This window comes from Halobacillus ihumii, assembly GCF_902726645.1.
Taxonomy (GTDB): Bacteria; Bacillota; Bacilli; order Bacillales; family Halobacillaceae; genus Halobacillus_A; species Halobacillus_A ihumii.
On record NZ_CACVAO010000001.1, the window covers coordinates 4,151,854 to 4,168,921 of the forward strand.

Sequence of the window (17,068 nt, forward strand, 5' to 3'; positions counted from 1 at the left end):
ATGAAACAAAACAGGACTACAATCAAGGTACGCTATCAGGAAACAGATATGATGGGGGTAGTGTACCACGCAAATTATTTAGTATGGTTTGAGATAGGACGAACAGCATTTATTGAAGATCTTGGCTTTAAATACCATGAAATTGAGCAGCGAGGGGTTTACTCTCCTGTAGTGGATGTATCGATCCATTATCAAAAACCTGTCCGTTATGGTGATGATGTCCACGTGCTGACATGGGTAGAAGCGTATGATGGACTTCGAATCACCTATGGTTATGAAGTGAGACACGAGAGTGGAGAAGCTGCTGTGAAGGGTACAACTAAACATGTGATTGTAAAGCAGGAGAGCTTCCGTCCGGTTTCAATACGCAGAAGCTTTCCCGAATGGCATGAAGCCTATCTTCAATCCATGGAGTCAGAAGCGTAATGGCCTTTGGTGTAAAAAGACAGGAATTGCAACAGTGGAAAAGACGGGTTCAAAACGGAGAGGTTGCTTTCTTAACTCATTACTGGATTGATGAAAGGTTCCCTGGCTGTGATACAGTAACGAAGGCAGGCTGTTCAGACATTAATAAATTAATCGAGTGGGGAAAACAGTATAAATTGCAGAAAGAATGGATTCATCAAGATCCTTCTTACCCGCATTTTGATCTATTTGGGGCCCGACAATATTCTATCTTAGCAAGCGAGAACCAATGGGACCAAATTAGACGATTTTCGTTAGATAAAAAGTAGACGCCGTCGCGTGACGGCGTCTATTGTTTTTCATACTTAAATGCAGGTTCATCCCACTTTTCATCTAATTGAACTTTTAATGAATGCTGATCAAAGTACCATTCGTCATCTTTTTCAATGAAGTATTCAACATGGTTGACTTTCGCAGTGGCGAGAGGCTCTCTCATTTCATCTTCACGAATAGCCAGTGAGAAGCCTGGCTGCAGACCGCCCGCTCCTCCATAGCGAACATAGAACCGAATAGAGGTTTCCTCATTGATATCTAATTCATTCTCATACCATTTGGCTGCGTCTTCTGTTACAACTAAATTCATAAGTTCATCTCCTCATCTAAGCCTCGTATAACCTTGTCTATCCTTAAACGCAGCGAGATAAACATTCACAATAGAATGCACGTCCTGACTTAACGTTCCGATTCTTCTTTGCTGCGATGATTGTGGAGTGGAACTGGATCAAAGCCTCCTTTATGAAAGGGGTGGCATTTCAGCAGGCGCCGGATCGTCAAGTAAGTTCCTTTCAACAAACCAAATCTTCTCAGAGATTCAAGGCTATATTCTGAACAGGTCGGTTGAAAACGGCAAGAAGGTGGTGTCAACGGGCTGATAAACTTACGGTAGAACGTAATAGGTCCAATTAGGATATACTTCATGAGCTGTTACTTCGGTGTCTTTTCCTGTTTTTTGTCATAACTTAACGTAGCAACCGCATCATGTAAATGAATAGATTCTTCATTACGACAGCTCACCTCAAAAGCCTCCACAAAGCTATACTCATACAAATCAGCAGCAACAAGGCGGACAATATCTTCAACAAAGCGAGGATTCTCATAAGCTTGCTCTGTGACCATTTTCTCGTCCGGACGTTTTAACACAGGGTGAATTCTTGCACTGGCATTACTTTCTGCAGCTTCCAGTAAAGCAGCTTTCCAATCAGTTTGCTGTTCATCAAAGTCTTCAGTAAGCTTTACGCTCATTGATACATTTCCGCGCTGGTTATGAGCACTATATTCACTGATTTCTTTAGAGCAGGGACATAAAGTCGTTATTTTACCAGTCAGCTCAACTGTTACATCATACCCCGTGTTTTGATCGTAAAGTACTTTGATTGTGGCATCGGCATGGTTCATTCCAGCTAAGTCAGAATAAGGACCTTTTCTTTCGAAAAACCATGGGAAAGACACCTCAACTTCTGCATCTTCCTGTTTCAAGCGACCAGCCAGTTCTTTTGTAAACGCTTTTAACGTTTCAATATCTATGGCAAATCCTTCACGGTGATACTTATCGAGCTGCTCAGTAAAACGGCTCATATTGGTTCCTTTGCTTCCTTGAGCGATCGAGGAGCCAAAAGAAAACGTTCCAATCGTCGTCTGAATTTGCGGTACGAGCTGACTCGGAATTTGAATGGGGTGTTTCACATTGGAAATGCCCACCATATCGATGTTAAATAAGAAATCCTTTTTGGAGTTTTGTAAATCCACCATTTTCTCTTTTTGTTCAGGTTTCGTACGGGGCCCTGGATCCACAGAGCCGAAAAGTTTATGTCGCTCCTTCTTTGAAGGGAGTTGTTTGTTTTTATTCAATTCAGTTTGATTCATAGCGATGACTCCTTTTTTGACCTTCGTTATACGTCAAAGTATACAATATGTAACAATAATTATACAATTTATTGCTTTGCCAATGTGTGTTCATTTTACACTTTTCAGAAGAAAAAAGTCTACAACAGTTCACCTGTCATAGACTTCTTTCACATCCAAGTTATTTTTGGTTCCGTTTTGTTTATAATCCGCTTGATATTTGACAGGTGGCGATAGATCACGAAGATTGTAAATAGTGCGATAAGAATCGTTAACCCATATTCCTGAAATATAATAGAAACAACGACTGAGACTATTCCAGTAATCATGGAAGATAGTGACACATACTTGCTCATATACAGGACGAGGAAGAAGGTTGCTAACATAATAATAAAAATAATCGGATTAATTCCTAACACGACACCAGCGGAAGTGGCGACCGCTTTCCCGCCTTTAAATCCTGCAAAAAGAGGATACGTATGTCCAATCACAGCAAATATTCCAATGATCAGAGTAATCACATCGGCTCCCATTAAAAGCGGCAAAGCCGTGGCGACCGTTCCCTTTAACATATCTGTACTGGTTACGAGCAATCCTGCTTTAATGCCTAATACCCGAAACGTATTAGTACCTCCAAGATTGCCGCTTCCATGCTCGCGAATATCGATACCGTAGCCTATTTTACCAACAAGCAGACCTGAAGGTATTGATCCAAGCAAATAAGCTATGATGATGTAAATGGCGTACTCCATGCTGTACAACTCCTTATGTCTTGAAGAATTGGGTAAGGGAGACTCCAATGGTACTTCCCTTTTTTATATAGTTTATCACTATATCTGGTGTGAAAGAACAACAAATTAACTGAGCCTGGAACCTGCTTTTATTTTCTTTACCCCTTACATCCTTTATGATTAGTCTAGAAAGGATCGTATGAATATGAATCGTAAGAAAAAAGTATGGCTTTGGGTTTTTGCTGGATGTTTGCTGCTCGGTGCAATTATATGGTTATATCCATTCCCATCGAACGAAAAGATTGAGTTTTCCTCCTATGAACAACCTTTGTTTTATGAAGGAAAACGTTCGGAATTTCATGGGGTGATGAAAGATGAGCGCCTTTACATACCTATTGAATATGTACGACAGGCTTTGAATAAACCCGTCGTTTATGATCGGAACAGTGATTCCATGATCGCTACTACGGTAGAGAATGTTTATCAAATTACCATTGGCAAGCCGTTTTATAAAAAGAATGATAGATTGATAGACATTACTTATCGTGCTGTCCTCGAAACAGAGGAGAATCGATGGATCGCTGCGGAATTTCTTCAAACTATATATGCTTTATCTATTAAAACGTATCCAAATGGTGCTGTCCATACCTTTTCGCAAGGGTTTGAAAAGAAAATAGCAAAGGTTAAGGCAGATGTAGAAGAGTATAAGCTTGCTGTCAGAAGCGAACCTACTGTAACGTCATCCTATTATACCAGTCTGCAAGGATTAGACAAGGTCACCGTTCTTATGGAGAAGCAGGATTTCTATCTTATTGTGACCCCTTCCGGTTATACAGGGTATGTTCCTAAAAGTTCTCTGCAGATTAAAGGTACCTCCACTGTACAAACTCAGAAAGAACGAGAAAAGAGAGAAGTGCCAGGCGAAGTCACCCACCCCATTCACCTTGCCTGGGACGGGATTTATACCGAACGTGCAAATCCAGAAGAGCTTCCTAACCGTCCTGGTATTACTGTGCTTTCTCCCACATGGTTCACCCTTGTTAATGACAAAGGTGAAATTCACAGTCGTGCCTCCGCTTCCTATGTACAATCGGCCCATTCAAACGGAGATCAAGTGTGGGCGCTTTTTTCGAATGGCTTTGATCCTGAATTAACTTCAAAAGTATTGCCGGCTTATCAGAAGAGGACAAAGATGGTCCATCAGCTGTTACGATTTGCAGAAAAGTATAACCTGGATGGAATTAACCTGGATTTTGAAAATGTCTATCAGGAAGACGGCAAATGGTTTACACAATTTGTTAGAGAACTTACTCCCCGAGCCCATAATCAAGGGTTGGTTATTTCGGTAGATGTTACATTTATTTCTGATAGTTCTCAGTGGTCGGAATTTTATGAGCGGGCTGAATTGGTGGAAGCCGCTGACTACTTAATCGTAATGGCTTACGACCAGCATTGAAGGACTTCTCACGAAAGACCATTGATAAAAAGTCTCTATGACGGGATTTTTACATAAAAAAGACGACAGGTCAACGCCTGCCGCTTCAATAATACGTTATTTCTATTTCCATATTGTCGCCTTCACGTTTGTATTCGATTTTCTCAATCAACAACTTCAGGATTTCGTTTTTCTCCTTTACGCCCATTTCGTCACTAAACAATTCTTCAATATCAACTGATTCCCATTTTTTAAGACGGTCTTCTTTCGTAACACGGTTTATCAAATCGTGGTCTTTTTCAATTCTTTCGATTTCCTTCATAGCTTCGTAAATCTTTCCTTGCAGCGTACTTTTTCGGTCTTCATATTTTGATTTATTGATATGCCCGTCAATGTATAAATCGTCAAGACGTTCGATTGATTCTTTTGTTTCTTCAACAATTCGTTCCTGAACGTTTATCAATTCTTGACCACTTTCCCGTTCTTCTTGTTGTTCTTCAAATTTCTGTTTGTCCAACACTTCTTCTTTATGACGAAGCATACTTTTATAAACGTAATCAAGAACAACTTCCTGCTTGCAGGTCTTGTTTGCTTTGCAAAAATCCTTGCCGTTATTTATAGGATTCATACATTTACGAACATAAATATAATAATCGTCTGTTTTTGCGGTTTTTGGATTCTTCTTTTGCTTACGAAAGGTTAAACCGCCGCCACAAACACCGCAGACCAATAAACCCGAAAGAATATGCGTTCCTTTCTTCGCCCGTGGACTGATTCGTTCTTGTTGCGCCATACGTTTCAAAATCAATTCGTGTTGTTCTTTCGTTTTTACGGGTGTATGTTCGCCTTTGGTAGTAATCATTTCCTTTGGGTCACGTAATAACGTTTGATTTCCGACCCGCTTCGTTTTTCTATATTGGACGTATCCAAGCGTGAATTCACTTCTTAATAGATTGCGAACTTGGCATTTCCGCCAAATTGCGTTTGGTTTATTACTTGGCGGAGTATACCCTTTTCTATTTAATGTAACGGCAATTTCTCTTGTTCCTTTGTGCTTTTCCAAGTAAAGATTCAATATGAGGTCATAGACTTTTTTCTTTTCGTTGTCTATTTTAATTTTCTTGTCGTTTCGGTCGTATTTATACGGAAAAGGCGCACGTCCGTTCACATGCTTTCCATTTTTGACCGCCGTTATTTTACCGTTTTGTAAACGTCGCTTGATTGCACGATATTCCGAACGAGCAATGACGGATTCAAATTCGCTCATCATTTCGTCGGATTCGTTGTTCAGGTCGTAAACCTTTGTTGGCGTTAAAACCAACGTGTCGGAATCCTTCAGCGTTTCGGCGACCCTTCCCGAATCTATTTGCGAACCCCTTGTCAATCTGTCCCAAGCGACAACAACAACCGCTTCAAATGCGCCTGCTTCAATCATAGAAAGCAAGCCGACGAAAATTGGGCGTTTGTTTATCGAATCGGCGGAACTTACTTCTTCGAACCATTGCGTATTTTGAAAACCTTCTTTTTCAAGAAATTCGCTTAATTGTTGCTTATGTTTGGTCAACGTATTTTCCGAATCGTCTTCGTCTTTACGTGATTTACGCACATAAACCGCAAGTTGTGAATTTTTGTGTAATCCTTCAATCACGACGAATCATTCCTTTCGTTTACTTATACATTAAATTATATTGTAAACAAGATTACATTACAAGCGAAAAATAATTCGTCAAAATAACTTGTAAATAACCGCTTCGGCGTACTTACTTAATAGGAAAAGAGACATTGGCGTTCATGCCTTTGTCGCAGGAATTCGAATTCAACCGTTACAATGCACCGTTCGAATAAAATGAAACGGGTTGGCGAAACGGTCAATGATTCGATTTCCAACTTTCGTATATGCCGACAAATCGGGTTGCGAAAGAATGTGAAATTGCAGCGCAAAAAAGCCGCTTCAGAAATTTAAAATTTAATACTTGTCAAGATTTCGTTTCACTTCGGGTTGTGAAATACGTTTCATCACGGGATTGTGAAATGCGCTTCACAAGAACTAGAAATAACGTATTGAACGAAATCCATACGAACTAGAACCAATAATTATTGCTTTTAAGAAAACCAATAATTGCGAAGCAATTTCCCGAAAGGGATAATAACGCAAATTGAAGCGAATATTGATTTCGAATATCTTGACGTTAGAAACGAAAGTAACGTTATAGACGTAAATTGAACGCATATTGAACGAATATATTGTCGGATATATTGACGTAAAAATAGCGTCAAAGACGTGAAAATAAGCGTCAAAAACATTGTCCGAAAATAACGTAAAAATAGGCGTTACTGACATTTTGGAATGACGTAATAATTGACGTAAAATTAACGTTTTATGGACGTATAATTGACGTTAAAAGAACGTTACAAAATACCGTCACGAAGGCGTTTATTGGCGTTAAATACGGTGCAAATTACGTTGGTTTTACGTTGGTGGATTACGTTTCAAATATACGTTGAATGCCGTCTTTGGACGACCGAATAAAATTTTTCATTTACGGGGGTTATTTGTTATGGTAGATATGACGCAATTCAAAGAAACGCAAATTCAGGCAATCGGATATTTGTCTATGCCGAAAAAGGCGGGAATGTCGTTTGACGAAATTGCTGAAGCTTGTGGCGTAAGTGTTCGACAATTGCACCGTTGGCGACAAAAACCTGAATTCAAGCAGGCGATTGTTGAACAGTCGTTGAATAACGTTAAAGATGAAATTCCTGACGTATTGAGCGCACACAAAAAGCAAGCTGCAAAAGGTAACGTAAAGGCGATAGAGCTATTTTACAAGCTATTTGGACTATTGGTTGAAAAGCAGGAAATCGAACAAAACGTATCTAATAAAGATAAGGATAATGGCGACATTGAAAATGAACTATCTGAATTACGTGGGCTTATTGATGAAGCAAAGGGCGATTAATTATTGTCGCCTTCCCTTACATATAGACGCAAGATATTCGTTATATAATAGAGAATATACGACGAATAATAATTGTATGAATAAACAGTAACGTTGATATAATAGGAATACGCAAAATAAATTCGTCATATAATATTGTTGACTTCTCTTGTTGATTCGTCGTATAATATTCATAGCGAATTAAACGAAGGGAATGAACGAAGATGATTGAACAAAACTTCATTGAAATGTTTATCGAAGAAATGAACGAAGAAGGACGAAGCGAAGCAACCGTTAGAAATTACGTGTATGATTTGAAATACTTCAATAAATGGGCGCAAGAAAACGTTGAAGAATTCGACCCCGCCCAACGGGGGACGGGGGGCGTTCCGACCCATAAGCAAGCATTCAAAAAATACGCAACTCATTTGAAAAACTCGGGTGCGAAACCTGCAACGATAAACCGACGGTTGCAATCATTACGGACGTTCTTCAACGTAATGAAACGAAAGGGTCACGTCGAAGCGAATCCAATGGACGGAATCAAGCCGAAGAAGGTCGCCAAGCAAAACGAAACAAAATGGCTTGACCGTAATCAAGTAAAAGCAATCTTTGACGAAATCAAACGCATTGCAAACGACAAGAAGCGGGTCAAGTATCACGCTATATTTTCGCTTATGGTCAACGCAGGATTACGGGTTGACGAATTGGTGAACCTGAAGGAAAACGAAGTTGATTTCGAAAATAAATTGATTACGGTTACAAACGGAAAGGGCGAAAAGTTTCGACACGTTCCATTAAATAAAGCAACGGCGCAAAGCGTTAGGCATTGGCTTTTATATCGTGAAGACTTGGACGTTGAAAGCGACTTCCTATTTCCAAGTGAACGTTCGCCACAAATGACGACAAGGGGCGTTCAACATATGGCGGGTAGGTTAAACGAAAATCTAAAGTTCCATTTTACCGTTCACCAATTGCGGCATACTTTCTTGAAAAATGTTGCGGATACAACGGGAAAGATTGAAATTGTCGCAAGCTTGGCGGGTCATGATTCGGTTGATACGTCCCGACGATATATTGAACCGTCAATGAAAGAAATCGCTGAAGCGTTAAACGGAAATGAATACGATTTTTAAAGGGTTGGCGAAATGCCGACCTTTTTATTTTGCATAAAGGTAAACAAACAAACATGTTGACAAAATATTTATTCGCCGTTTATGATTTGGAATGTTCAACGAAAGGAGGTTCGCAACATGGCGGAATTCTTCAAACGAATATTCAAATGTAAGCTTCGGGGCGTTCATAAGTACACCGCCGAAACGGATTTTAAAGTTTGTATTCGTTGTGGTCATTTTAAACGAAGAAGAAAAACGTAGTCGGTAGTAAATTATAGAGAATGTCACAAACGCCGCTTCCTTTACAACACGTTTCATTGAAAACGTACAAGGGGGGCGGCATTATGAAATTTGTTGGCGACATTCTATTGAATACGTTTATTTTTATTTGCGGGTTCGTTTGGTTTTTACTAATCGTAATTTTTAACTTTTTGATTTACGTTATATTTCCGCTTGCAATGATTGTTGGCGCATTTGTTATTGCGTTATGGTATGCAGGAATCGAAATCAATCCGCCGTTTTAACGAAAAGTAACTTGTTCTTTATCCGTATAGTTTAATTATGAAATGTCGCCAAACACGGCGGCATATTTTTTTTTTGTTCTTGTGTCATTGTATTCAACCTTTGGTGTTACAAATCGTGATTCAAGCACAACACGTTTTATCGAAAGACAAGGAAGTCTTTCACAAATCTAATTTTAAGGAGTGATTTTATGTATTCTGAAGTTTATTACACTGAGGGAACAGCTTACCCAAATGAACCAATGTATTTGTATGTTGACCAAGATAGTTACAGCATTTTTACAACTTTCACCGCAAGTGAACACGGCAATTTTAATGTCAAAATGACAATGCAAGAAGGTAATACCGAATATTATTGGGACATTGAAACCAAATATGCGGGTAATGCTGCAAGCGGAGGTTCAGTAAACGAAGCATTTCACAATTATTCCACGGCAGGAACTAGGGTAATGCGACTTTGGGTTGACCTTTATAGCGGTTGGTCTGGTTACGAAGACCATATGCAAAGTATTGCGCTTGTGTTCTATCGCTAATAATAAACAATACGTTTTGGCGTCTTCCTTCGGGAAGGCGTCTTTTTTTTGTAAACTTGTTGACATAGCGGAAATCTATTTGTACCATTGAAGGGAATCATTGGAATATAGGGGGAACAATTATGAAGAAGAAATTACTTGCGGCGGGATACGGCGTCCTAGTCGTTGGAGCAATTTTCGTTATGTCTAATATGGACGGCGGGAACGAAACCGAAAAAGTACAAGCGCAACAACAAGCGTCGGGAACCGTTCGTTTCGAAGAAGTTCCTGATACGAAAAAGGAACTACACCCAACGGAAGCGGATTCGAAAAAACACGAAGCACTCGAAGAAGCATTTACGGAAATTGAAAAGGCGTTTGAAAACACGACTTCAAATGTTGACAAAGGCTACGAAATTTACAAGAAAGCAGAAGCCGTTAGAAACGCAATATCCGCAAATTATGAAACATTAATGAATTCTAAGTATAAAGATGACATTGAAAAATTGATGAAACTTCGTGCGGGAATAGGACACAAACAATATGTAAGGACTGCAAGCATTGATTCGGACGGGGACGCAATAGAAAAAACGCAATACGCTGACCAATGGAAACCAACATCCGATTTCACTAAGCAAGCATACGAAGATATGAAAGAAACGATTCAGGAACTAACATAATACAAACGAAGGCGGCGAATAATTTTCGTCGTCTTTTTTATTTTTCTTTCGTAAACATGTTGACGTACATACATAATTCGTCGTATAATGGAATTATCAAATCGCAAAGGGGAAATTTAAAAATGAAATTACTTAACACAACGGGACAAATTCAAAAAGGAAAATTCGCTTGCAAGGTTGACCACGCCAACGAAATCGAAACGCATTGGTCACACGTCGAAGGAATTTCCGAAGACTTCAAGGTTGTCGAAATCGCAATTATGGACGCTGAAGAATACGAATATTTTAAATATAATCTTCTTGCGGATTGGGACTTTCTCGAAGGTAAAGGCGGAACGGATTCAACAACCGCACCCGCTTCAATCGAAGGCAAACGATTCTTCGAATGGACGGAAGAAGAAAGGCGTCAAGTAATGCGTGGGGCGTTCCGTGAATGTGTCGGGGTTACAACGCCACAAGCGAAAGAAATGATTGTCGTTGACCCACAAGGCTATAATTACGCAAGATATTCAACAATCGTTAGAAGGTAATACAGGCGGGGCGATTTATTTCGCCCTTCTTGTAAACAAGTTTACTTTTCGAAAGGGGAAAATAATAATGATGAACGGAAAACAATTGTTTGAAGCTGCCGAAAAATTTCTATTCGATAATTTCGGAATGGCTATCGAAGTTCCAATCGAAATTAATAAACGACTGAAATCAACGTTTGGATATTTTCAGTTTAGCGGAAACCAACCGAAGAAAATATCAATGTCGTATGAGTTCGTAAAAAATCAACCAAATAAAATCGTTCTTGACGTCTTATATCATGAATGCGTTCATTACGCTTTATTTATGCAAGGGAAGCCGTTTCACGACGGCGACGTTACGTTCAAGCGAACCGTTGACCGCCTTGGTGTAAGTCGAACGGGAACATACCGCTTCAAAGGCGTCGGGCATTTGTACCGTTGTAAAAACGACGTTTGCGGGAAGAAGTTCACGAAGAAAATGAAAGGCTATGACAAACGGTATATTTGCGCCAAATGCAAAAGCCGCTTCGAATACCTTGGTGAAGTTGAGATTTAAGAGGGCGAAGGATTTTCGCCTTCTTATTTTTTTGATTAATTTTCGAAAACATGTTGACCTATTATAATATTCGTCGTATAATATAATTATAGTCAAACAAACGAAAGGGGAACGACAAAATGAAAAACGAAACAAACATCAAAGTACCGAAGAAATATCAAGGAATGATTGAAATTGTAGAAAACGACGGCGACGGATATTGGGCGATTGCAAAAGAAGGTTATTATTTCGGAAACATGGGTTACGGCGTACACACGGCGCACGAATACACACAAAAAGAAATACTTGCGGCTATCCGTACAATTCAGGAATGTGATTGTGAACAATGCGAACATAACGAAGAAGAAGCGGCTGAAGAAAACGAAGAAGTTATCACAACGGCAAGCGTTCGCAAGGCAGGAAAGAAATTCGAATACAATGTCGTTCTTCCTGACGGTCGGGTTGCAAAACGCAAAAGCGAAAAAAGTAATTATCAATTTGTTCTTGCGGCTTACGACAACGGAAGTTGGGGCGTCCTTTCCTACCATTCCCGAAAGGATTTAGCGGAAAAGAATCGAAACAGTTATGCGGGAATCTTCGAAAAGTTTCAAATGATTGAAGTCGAAAGCAACGAAGAAATCGAAACGCCTGAAGAAGTGACTTTCGAAAAGCACGGAACATTCTGGAAAGCTTCAAACGGAATGTCAATCAAGGCGAAGCACTTCCCGAAAGTTGGTTACATTGTAAAGGACGCCGACAAAAACGAAATCGACTTCGTTCCAACAATCCACGAAGCGAAAGCAATTATCAAAAAAGCATAAGGGGCGGCGGGGCGACCCGCTTCCCAAATTAATTGTTGTATAATATTAATAGAGTATTTCGAAAGGGGAAATTGTAAATGAATGAAAAGATAATAGAATTGGTCAAAGACAAAAAGGTTGCGGTCATTCGAGGGGAAGACGTTGAAATTCGCACATATAACCGATTGACCGACAATGTTGATTTTGTTCACCTGACGAAACAGGAATTCGAAACAATTGCTGAAGCAATGAAAGGCGGCGAATAAAATGGGAATCAAGAAAATTATTTACGACGCACTTAAATTTTCGAACGACGTGAATGCAGTCCAAAAAGGAAAGGTTGGTAAACGTGTCGGTCGAAGAATCGCAGGCAAAGCGGCAGGAAAAGCAATCAATAAAATTTTCAAATAACAGAAGGGGATTTTTAAAATGGCAAAGCAATATTTGGATTTAGACGGTTTGGGATTAAGGGCAATCAAAGACGAAAAAGGGTATATAAAAATTCGTTTTGATAAAGACAATATTGCAGGCGTTCCCAAAAATTCGGCACTATATGAAAAACTATCTCATTACTTTGAAAAGGCGAATGAAAAATAGTATCTTGTTATTTCACTTTTCACCCTATTTATGACAATAGAAGATAAGCGAATCAAGGCGTAACCCAAACAGGGTTGCGTCTTTTTATTTTGCACGAAAAGGGGTGAAGTGAATGAACGAGAATGTCGGCATTGTTGACCGAAAATATATCGTTGACCAAACGGCACGAAAGAAACGAATGAAACTAATCGCCGAAGCTATCGAATTATTGTCACGGCTTCGGAAGGAAAACGGAAACTTGAACGAAAGGCAAACGAATCAATTGATTGATTATATGGAAGAACTGAAAGCGTTGAACCGTATTGATAAGAGCGACGGCGACACGCTTTATTTTGCGTATGAATACTTTTCGGAAGAACGAAACCCTGAAAACGGCGGGAACCTTATTCCTGAAGGAATCGAAATTGACGACGCCCCTGAATTCCATACGGAACTTACGGGGATTATGAACGTTGTTTCAAACGAAGAAATCAACAAAAGGGTTGCGTGGTCTGCCCCACGGGGTCATGCGAAATCGGCGTATCTTTCGAATATCTTCCCCGTTCACCAAATTGCATTCGGCAAGCGGCACTATCTTTTGATTATTTCAGAAACGGACGCCGCCGCCAAAAAATTCGTTGAATGGATTGGTGACGAAATGAAGCATAACGAAAAGCTTCGAAATGACTTCGGGGAATTATTGTCGCCTGAAAAATCACGAAATGAAAAAGATAACGAACACGGATTCTTGACGACAACGGGAACAATGGTCGAAGCCGCTTCAATTGGGAAACAGTTACGGGGTAAACGTAACGGCGCACACCGTCCCGATCTGGTAATTTGTGACGATTTAGAATCTTCTAAAAATACAAATACGCCTGAACTGATTGAGAAAAATATTCATTGGTTCAATTCGGTTGTTATTCCAATCGGTGAACCTGACCGAACCGCATTTATTTACATGGGAACGGCGGTCACGGCTGAAGGATTATTGCAACACGTTATGGGTCGAAGTGATTTCCATTCGAAGAAGTTCGCCGCAATTGTCGAAGAACCTGACAGGGGCGATTTATGGGACGAATACGAATCCATTCTTCGAGATCAAGAGAACGAAAACCGAAAAGAAGAAGCGGAAGAATTTTTTGAGCGGAACAAAGAAGAAATGGAAAAGGGTCATGAAGTTCTTTGGTCTGGACGTTGGAATTATAAAGCGTTGATTCACGAAAAGGTAAACATGGGAAGCAGGGCGTTCAATTCCGAATTTATGAACAATCCTATCGACACGGAAAACGCAATCTTCCGACCTGATGAACTAACGTATTTCGATTATGAAGAAAAGCACGAAAAGGAACGTTTCTTCGAATACTTCACGGCATGGGATATTGCAATGGGTAAAAATAAAAATTCCGACTATAACGCAATTGTAACCGTCGCCCGTGATAAACGAACGGGCGTTTATTATATCGTCGAAGCGTGGGCGAAAAAAGTACCCGCTCACCAAGCGTTGAATAAAGCGTTAGAAGTTATGAAGAAATACAATCCGAAAGTCTTCATGATTGAAACAGTCGCAGCGCAACACGACTTCTATCGTCAACTGAAAGCGGCAATGCCGAAAGAAGGAATCTATCGAACGAAACTTCTTCCTGTTCAATCAAGGACGAAAAAAGAAGAACGTATTGAAGCACTTGAACCGCTTGTTGAAAACGGTGCGCTTCGTTTCATGCGTCACCAACGTTTGTTGCTTGAACAACTTGAACAATTTCCAAACGGCGTCAACGACGACTTGCCTGACGCTTTACAAATGGCAATTGAAGCAGGAACGAAAATGCGCCGATTGACGCATTACAAAAAACCGAAAGGAATCTAAACGAAAGGAGGTTTGACAATGGCATTATTTAAGACAGGCGAATATTATCCGCCAATTGGTCACAGGGAACGAATCGAACGTTATGCACAAAACAAAAAATTATTTCTTGGCGACCATTACGACGTTTTCGAAAGGCTGCAAAATGTTCCGTCGGATTCCGTTTATATTTCTTCGAATCTTGCGGGCTTAATTTGCAAGAAATCCGCAGACTTTTTATTTGGTGAACCGCCAACATTTTCGGCAGGTCGTGAAGATGAATCGGAAGAACAAAAAGCGATTGACCGAATTGTTGAACAAAATGATTTGAATATGAAGCTGCAACAATCCGCAACAGGAAATGCGTTCCGTGGCGATTCTTTTTTAAAAATTCGTTGGGGTCAAAAGTGGGGCGGAAAAGTACCGAAGAAATTCGACCCGTTCCGTGTAATCATTGAACCGCAGAATCCGAAATATGTATTTCCTGAAGTTAGTGAAGGTGACGCTTCAGAAATCGAAGTTGTTCACGTTGCATATCCGACAGTAGTCGAAGGAACAGGCGACGAAGAATGGATTCTTCACGTTGAATCGCATTATCCGAACCGAATCGAATATTCCAAGTTCGAAATTATGCCGTTCGATACTTCAGGAATGAAAGTTGTGGAATGGAAGATTCAAAACGAAATTAAAAGCGAACGCCGCACGGTTCAAACAGGCGTCCCGTTTCCGCTTGTCGTTCACATTCCGAACTATTCGACTGACGACGATTGGCAAGGGATAGACGATTTGTCCGAACATAAACCAATGTTTGACGAAATCAACAACCGCTTGACCCGTATCGCTGAAATTCTCGACAAACACGCTGACCCGTCAATTGCGGTTCCTGCTGGTGTACTTGGCGAAGACGAAAGCGGAAATCCTGTTTTTGCGGTTGGTCGTGACAAGGTATTCGAAATCATGGGTAAAGACGATATTGTTCCGCAGTATATCACATGGGACGGACAACTTCAGGCAGCGTTTGAAGAACTCGACAGGGTGACGGAAATGTTGCTTGTAAACGCTGAAATTCCCGCCCTTGCGTTAGGGAAAGGCGATTCAGGAACGTCGGGGTCTTCAGGTCTTTCAATTAAATTTCGAATGAATTCGTTGCTTTCAAAGATTAATAGGAAGCGTCAATTCTATAATAAAGGCTTGAAGAAAATGTTTATGATTGCACAAATGCTTGAACATGAAAAGTTAGGAAGTAAAGCAAATTATGACATTGTTGAACCTACCATTCATTTCAAGGACGGTTTACCGCAAGACGACGCCGAACTTGCGAATATCATGAACGTTCGAACAGGCGGCAAGCCGACAATCAGTCAAAAAACCGCACTCATGCGAATCGACGGATTGACCGAAGAACAAGCGGAAGCGGAACTTCAACGTATGGAAGAAGACGCCGAAAAGGAAGACGAACGAAATTCCGAAATGTTCGCAAGCCCTTCCGCATTTCAAACGCCGCTTGAATCGGAAGACGACAATTCAAATCAAGAAGACAATGACGAAAGTGGGGAATAACTGATTCCCTGCTTTTTCTTTTTGTAGGGGGTGAAAGATTTGGCAAAGCCGAAATGGGATTTGGAACTTCCTGAATATGAAGAAGAAATTGATTTTTTGGTTCGTATTTACGGAAAGGCAATTGAAGATATTCTCAATCGAATTCTTGAATTGTCAACGTATGGAAAGGATAAAGAAATTTCGCAAGCGCAAATGCGAAAGGTCTTGGCATATGTTGCGTCACGACTTCGCACCGTTGACAAAGAATCTGAAGAATGGGCGAAAGAGAAAATCGAAACGGCGTTCAAATTAGGGCAAGCCGAAACAATTGTTGCGCTTGGAGAAGCCGCAAGTTTTGACGAAGCGATTGGAATGGTTGCCGCTTCCGAAACGATTGTTGACGCCCGTCGCCAATTGGTCACGGACACATATAAAGACTTGCTTCAGGCGAACAACAAAATGAAAGAAGAAACGATCAAAATGGTTCGCAATGTCGTTCGTGAACAACAAGCGAAATCGGCGGCAATGAATCAGGGACGAAGGTCGGCGACTTACGTGACGAAAAAAGAACTTCGGAAAATGTTCAAAAAGACAGGTAACGTCGGAATCGTTGACAAGGCGGGCAGACGTTGGAAGCTTCACACTTACGCCGAAATGGTTACACGAACGAAAATGCTGCAAGCACACGTTGAAGGAACACGTCTTGAAGCGAAAGAAAGGAACGTTGACTTGGCGATTGTTTCCGACCATAACGCTGAAGACGCTTGTCGAAAATTCGAAGGACAAATTATTTCTATGAATGGAGAAACGGAAGGCTTTATGACTTACGAAGAATTGCGTCGGTCGAACCTTATCTTTCACCCGAATTGTCGTCACAAAATCACGCCTGTTCGTGACTTGGATATTTTACCGCAAGACATTCGTGACAAGTTCGAAGAAAATCGAAGCGAAGCGGAACGACTATTGAAGAAACAGAAAAATAAATAAAAAATTTGAAACTTTTTCTTGTGAAAGTGTCACATGGTC

The 17,068-nt window shown here is 40.4% G+C and carries 22 protein-coding genes; 17 read left to right on the forward strand and 5 right to left on the reverse strand.

The features are described from left to right. Positions 1-426: an acyl-CoA thioesterase gene (locus G6R08_RS20765; RefSeq protein WP_163530831.1), complete on the forward strand. Its 426-nt coding sequence runs from the start codon at positions 1-3 to the stop codon at positions 424-426. Then, the gene (locus G6R08_RS20770) at positions 426-734 is read left to right on the forward strand and encodes a hypothetical protein (protein WP_163530833.1); all 309 of its coding nucleotides are present in this window, start codon (positions 426-428) and stop codon (positions 732-734) included. Before G6R08_RS20765 ends, G6R08_RS20770 begins: the two co-directional genes overlap by 1 nt. 20 nt (positions 735-754) lie before the next feature. Here the strand turns inward: G6R08_RS20770 and G6R08_RS20775 are convergent, their stop codons facing one another. From G6R08_RS20775 to plsY, 4 genes are all read right to left on the reverse strand, one after another. After that, on the reverse strand, positions 755-1,048 hold the full coding sequence (locus tag G6R08_RS20775) for a HesB/YadR/YfhF family protein (protein WP_163530835.1): 294 nt from the start codon (positions 1,046-1,048) through the stop codon (positions 755-757). 89 nt (positions 1,049-1,137) lie between these two features. Beyond that, positions 1,138-1,383 carry a membrane protein insertion efficiency factor YidD gene (gene yidD / locus G6R08_RS20780; protein WP_163530837.1) on the reverse strand — a complete coding sequence of 82 codons (246 nt, stop codon included), beginning with the start codon at positions 1,381-1,383 and terminating at the stop codon, positions 1,138-1,140. 6 nt (positions 1,384-1,389) lie between these two features. Continuing rightward, the gene (folE2, locus tag G6R08_RS20785; RefSeq protein ID WP_163530839.1) at positions 1,390-2,328 is read right to left on the reverse strand and encodes a GTP cyclohydrolase FolE2; all 939 of its coding nucleotides are present in this window, start codon (positions 2,326-2,328) and stop codon (positions 1,390-1,392) included. 149 nt (positions 2,329-2,477) lie between these two features. Continuing rightward, entirely contained in the window at positions 2,478-3,059 is a 582-nt protein-coding gene (gene plsY / locus G6R08_RS20790; protein WP_163530842.1) for a glycerol-3-phosphate 1-O-acyltransferase PlsY, read from the reverse strand. Between the two features lie 184 nt (positions 3,060-3,243). Between plsY and G6R08_RS20795 the strand changes: the two genes are divergently transcribed. Further along, a complete protein-coding gene (locus G6R08_RS20795; protein WP_163530844.1) occupies positions 3,244-4,494 on the forward strand; it encodes a glycosyl hydrolase family 18 protein in 1,251 nt (416 codons plus the stop codon). Positions 4,495-4,579: 85 nt separating this feature from the next. Here the strand turns inward: G6R08_RS20795 and G6R08_RS20800 are convergent, their stop codons facing one another. Then, positions 4,580-6,121 (reverse strand): recombinase family protein, encoded by a 1,542-nt coding sequence (locus tag G6R08_RS20800; RefSeq protein ID WP_163530846.1) that lies wholly within the window; start codon positions 6,119-6,121, stop codon positions 4,580-4,582. 910 nt (positions 6,122-7,031) lie between these two features. On the opposite strand from G6R08_RS20800, the gene G6R08_RS20805 reads away from it, so the two are divergent. The 14 genes from G6R08_RS20805 to G6R08_RS20865 all read left to right on the forward strand — a co-directional run bounded on the left by G6R08_RS20805 (position 7,032) and on the right by G6R08_RS20865 (position 17,029). Next, entirely contained in the window at positions 7,032-7,433 is a 402-nt protein-coding gene (locus G6R08_RS20805; protein WP_163530848.1) for a phBC6A51 family helix-turn-helix protein, read from the forward strand. 203 nt (positions 7,434-7,636) lie between these two features. Next, the gene (locus tag G6R08_RS20810; RefSeq protein ID WP_163530850.1) at positions 7,637-8,548 is read left to right on the forward strand and encodes a tyrosine-type recombinase/integrase; all 912 of its coding nucleotides are present in this window, start codon (positions 7,637-7,639) and stop codon (positions 8,546-8,548) included. Between the two features lie 323 nt (positions 8,549-8,871). Further along, positions 8,872-9,051 (forward strand): hypothetical protein, encoded by a 180-nt coding sequence (locus G6R08_RS20815; protein ID WP_163530853.1) that lies wholly within the window; start codon positions 8,872-8,874, stop codon positions 9,049-9,051. A gap of 188 nt (positions 9,052-9,239) precedes the next feature. Beyond that, complete coding sequence (locus tag G6R08_RS20820; protein ID WP_163530855.1) at positions 9,240-9,581, forward strand: hypothetical protein; 342 nt, start codon at positions 9,240-9,242, stop codon at positions 9,579-9,581. A gap of 122 nt (positions 9,582-9,703) precedes the next feature. Continuing rightward, complete coding sequence (locus tag G6R08_RS20825) at positions 9,704-10,240, forward strand: hypothetical protein (protein ID WP_163530857.1); 537 nt, start codon at positions 9,704-9,706, stop codon at positions 10,238-10,240. Positions 10,241-10,362: 122 nt separating this feature from the next. After that, positions 10,363-10,770 (forward strand): hypothetical protein, encoded by a 408-nt coding sequence (locus G6R08_RS20830; protein ID WP_163530859.1) that lies wholly within the window; start codon positions 10,363-10,365, stop codon positions 10,768-10,770. 67 nt (positions 10,771-10,837) lie between these two features. Further along, positions 10,838-11,305: a SprT-like domain-containing protein gene (locus tag G6R08_RS20835; protein WP_240339790.1), complete on the forward strand. Its 468-nt coding sequence runs from the start codon at positions 10,838-10,840 to the stop codon at positions 11,303-11,305. A 119-nt stretch (positions 11,306-11,424) separates the two neighbouring features. Beyond that, positions 11,425-12,105, forward strand: a complete 681-nt coding sequence (locus tag G6R08_RS20840; RefSeq protein WP_163530861.1) for a hypothetical protein — start codon at positions 11,425-11,427, stop codon at positions 12,103-12,105. A 77-nt stretch (positions 12,106-12,182) separates the two neighbouring features. Continuing rightward, the gene (locus G6R08_RS20845) at positions 12,183-12,350 is read left to right on the forward strand and encodes a hypothetical protein (RefSeq protein WP_163530863.1); all 168 of its coding nucleotides are present in this window, start codon (positions 12,183-12,185) and stop codon (positions 12,348-12,350) included. A gap of 1 nt (position 12,351) precedes the next feature. After that, positions 12,352-12,495, forward strand: a complete 144-nt coding sequence (locus tag G6R08_RS22025) for a hypothetical protein (RefSeq protein ID WP_205439445.1) — start codon at positions 12,352-12,354, stop codon at positions 12,493-12,495. 18 nt (positions 12,496-12,513) lie between these two features. Continuing rightward, positions 12,514-12,681, forward strand: a complete 168-nt coding sequence (locus G6R08_RS20850; protein WP_163530865.1) for a hypothetical protein — start codon at positions 12,514-12,516, stop codon at positions 12,679-12,681. A gap of 112 nt (positions 12,682-12,793) precedes the next feature. Further along, the gene (terL, locus tag G6R08_RS20855; protein WP_205439446.1) at positions 12,794-14,527 is read left to right on the forward strand and encodes a phage terminase large subunit; all 1,734 of its coding nucleotides are present in this window, start codon (positions 12,794-12,796) and stop codon (positions 14,525-14,527) included. Between the two features lie 18 nt (positions 14,528-14,545). Continuing rightward, positions 14,546-16,063, forward strand: coding sequence for a phage portal protein (locus tag G6R08_RS20860; RefSeq protein WP_163530867.1), 1,518 nt, complete (start codon positions 14,546-14,548; stop codon positions 16,061-16,063). Positions 16,064-16,102: 39 nt separating this feature from the next. Further along, entirely contained in the window at positions 16,103-17,029 is a 927-nt protein-coding gene (locus G6R08_RS20865) for a phage minor capsid protein (protein WP_163530870.1), read from the forward strand. Positions 17,030-17,068: the final 39 nt, after the last annotated feature.

Excerpts from the sequence above, each read along its gene's own strand:
- G6R08_RS20765 (WP_163530831.1), top strand. The coding sequence starts at position 1 with ATGAAACAAAACAGGACTACAATCAAGGTACGCTATCAGGAAACAGAT.
- plsY (WP_163530842.1), bottom strand. The coding sequence starts at position 3,059 with ATGGAGTACGCCATTTACATCATCATAGCTTATTTGCTTGGATCAATA.
- G6R08_RS20775 (WP_163530835.1), bottom strand. The coding sequence starts at position 1,048 with ATGAATTTAGTTGTAACAGAAGACGCAGCCAAATGGTATGAGAATGAA.
- G6R08_RS20825 (WP_163530857.1), top strand. The coding sequence starts at position 9,704 with ATGAAGAAGAAATTACTTGCGGCGGGATACGGCGTCCTAGTCGTTGGA.
- G6R08_RS20845 (WP_163530863.1), top strand. The coding sequence starts at position 12,183 with ATGAATGAAAAGATAATAGAATTGGTCAAAGACAAAAAGGTTGCGGTC.
- terL (WP_205439446.1), top strand. The coding sequence starts at position 12,794 with ATGAACGAGAATGTCGGCATTGTTGACCGAAAATATATCGTTGACCAA.
- G6R08_RS20770 (WP_163530833.1), top strand. The coding sequence starts at position 426 with ATGGCCTTTGGTGTAAAAAGACAGGAATTGCAACAGTGGAAAAGACGG.
- yidD (WP_163530837.1), bottom strand. The coding sequence starts at position 1,383 with ATGAAGTATATCCTAATTGGACCTATTACGTTCTACCGTAAGTTTATC.
- G6R08_RS22025 (WP_205439445.1), top strand. The coding sequence starts at position 12,352 with ATGGGAATCAAGAAAATTATTTACGACGCACTTAAATTTTCGAACGAC.
- G6R08_RS20860 (WP_163530867.1), top strand. The coding sequence starts at position 14,546 with ATGGCATTATTTAAGACAGGCGAATATTATCCGCCAATTGGTCACAGG.
- G6R08_RS20830 (WP_163530859.1), top strand. The coding sequence starts at position 10,363 with ATGAAATTACTTAACACAACGGGACAAATTCAAAAAGGAAAATTCGCT.
- G6R08_RS20840 (WP_163530861.1), top strand. The coding sequence starts at position 11,425 with ATGAAAAACGAAACAAACATCAAAGTACCGAAGAAATATCAAGGAATG.
- G6R08_RS20815 (WP_163530853.1), top strand. The coding sequence starts at position 8,872 with ATGAAATTTGTTGGCGACATTCTATTGAATACGTTTATTTTTATTTGC.
- G6R08_RS20835 (WP_240339790.1), top strand. The coding sequence starts at position 10,838 with ATGATGAACGGAAAACAATTGTTTGAAGCTGCCGAAAAATTTCTATTC.
- G6R08_RS20820 (WP_163530855.1), top strand. The coding sequence starts at position 9,240 with ATGTATTCTGAAGTTTATTACACTGAGGGAACAGCTTACCCAAATGAA.
- folE2 (WP_163530839.1), bottom strand. The coding sequence starts at position 2,328 with ATGAATCAAACTGAATTGAATAAAAACAAACAACTCCCTTCAAAGAAG.
- G6R08_RS20795 (WP_163530844.1), top strand. The coding sequence starts at position 3,244 with ATGAATCGTAAGAAAAAAGTATGGCTTTGGGTTTTTGCTGGATGTTTG.
- G6R08_RS20805 (WP_163530848.1), top strand. The coding sequence starts at position 7,032 with ATGGTAGATATGACGCAATTCAAAGAAACGCAAATTCAGGCAATCGGA.
- G6R08_RS20810 (WP_163530850.1), top strand. The coding sequence starts at position 7,637 with ATGATTGAACAAAACTTCATTGAAATGTTTATCGAAGAAATGAACGAA.
- G6R08_RS20850 (WP_163530865.1), top strand. The coding sequence starts at position 12,514 with ATGGCAAAGCAATATTTGGATTTAGACGGTTTGGGATTAAGGGCAATC.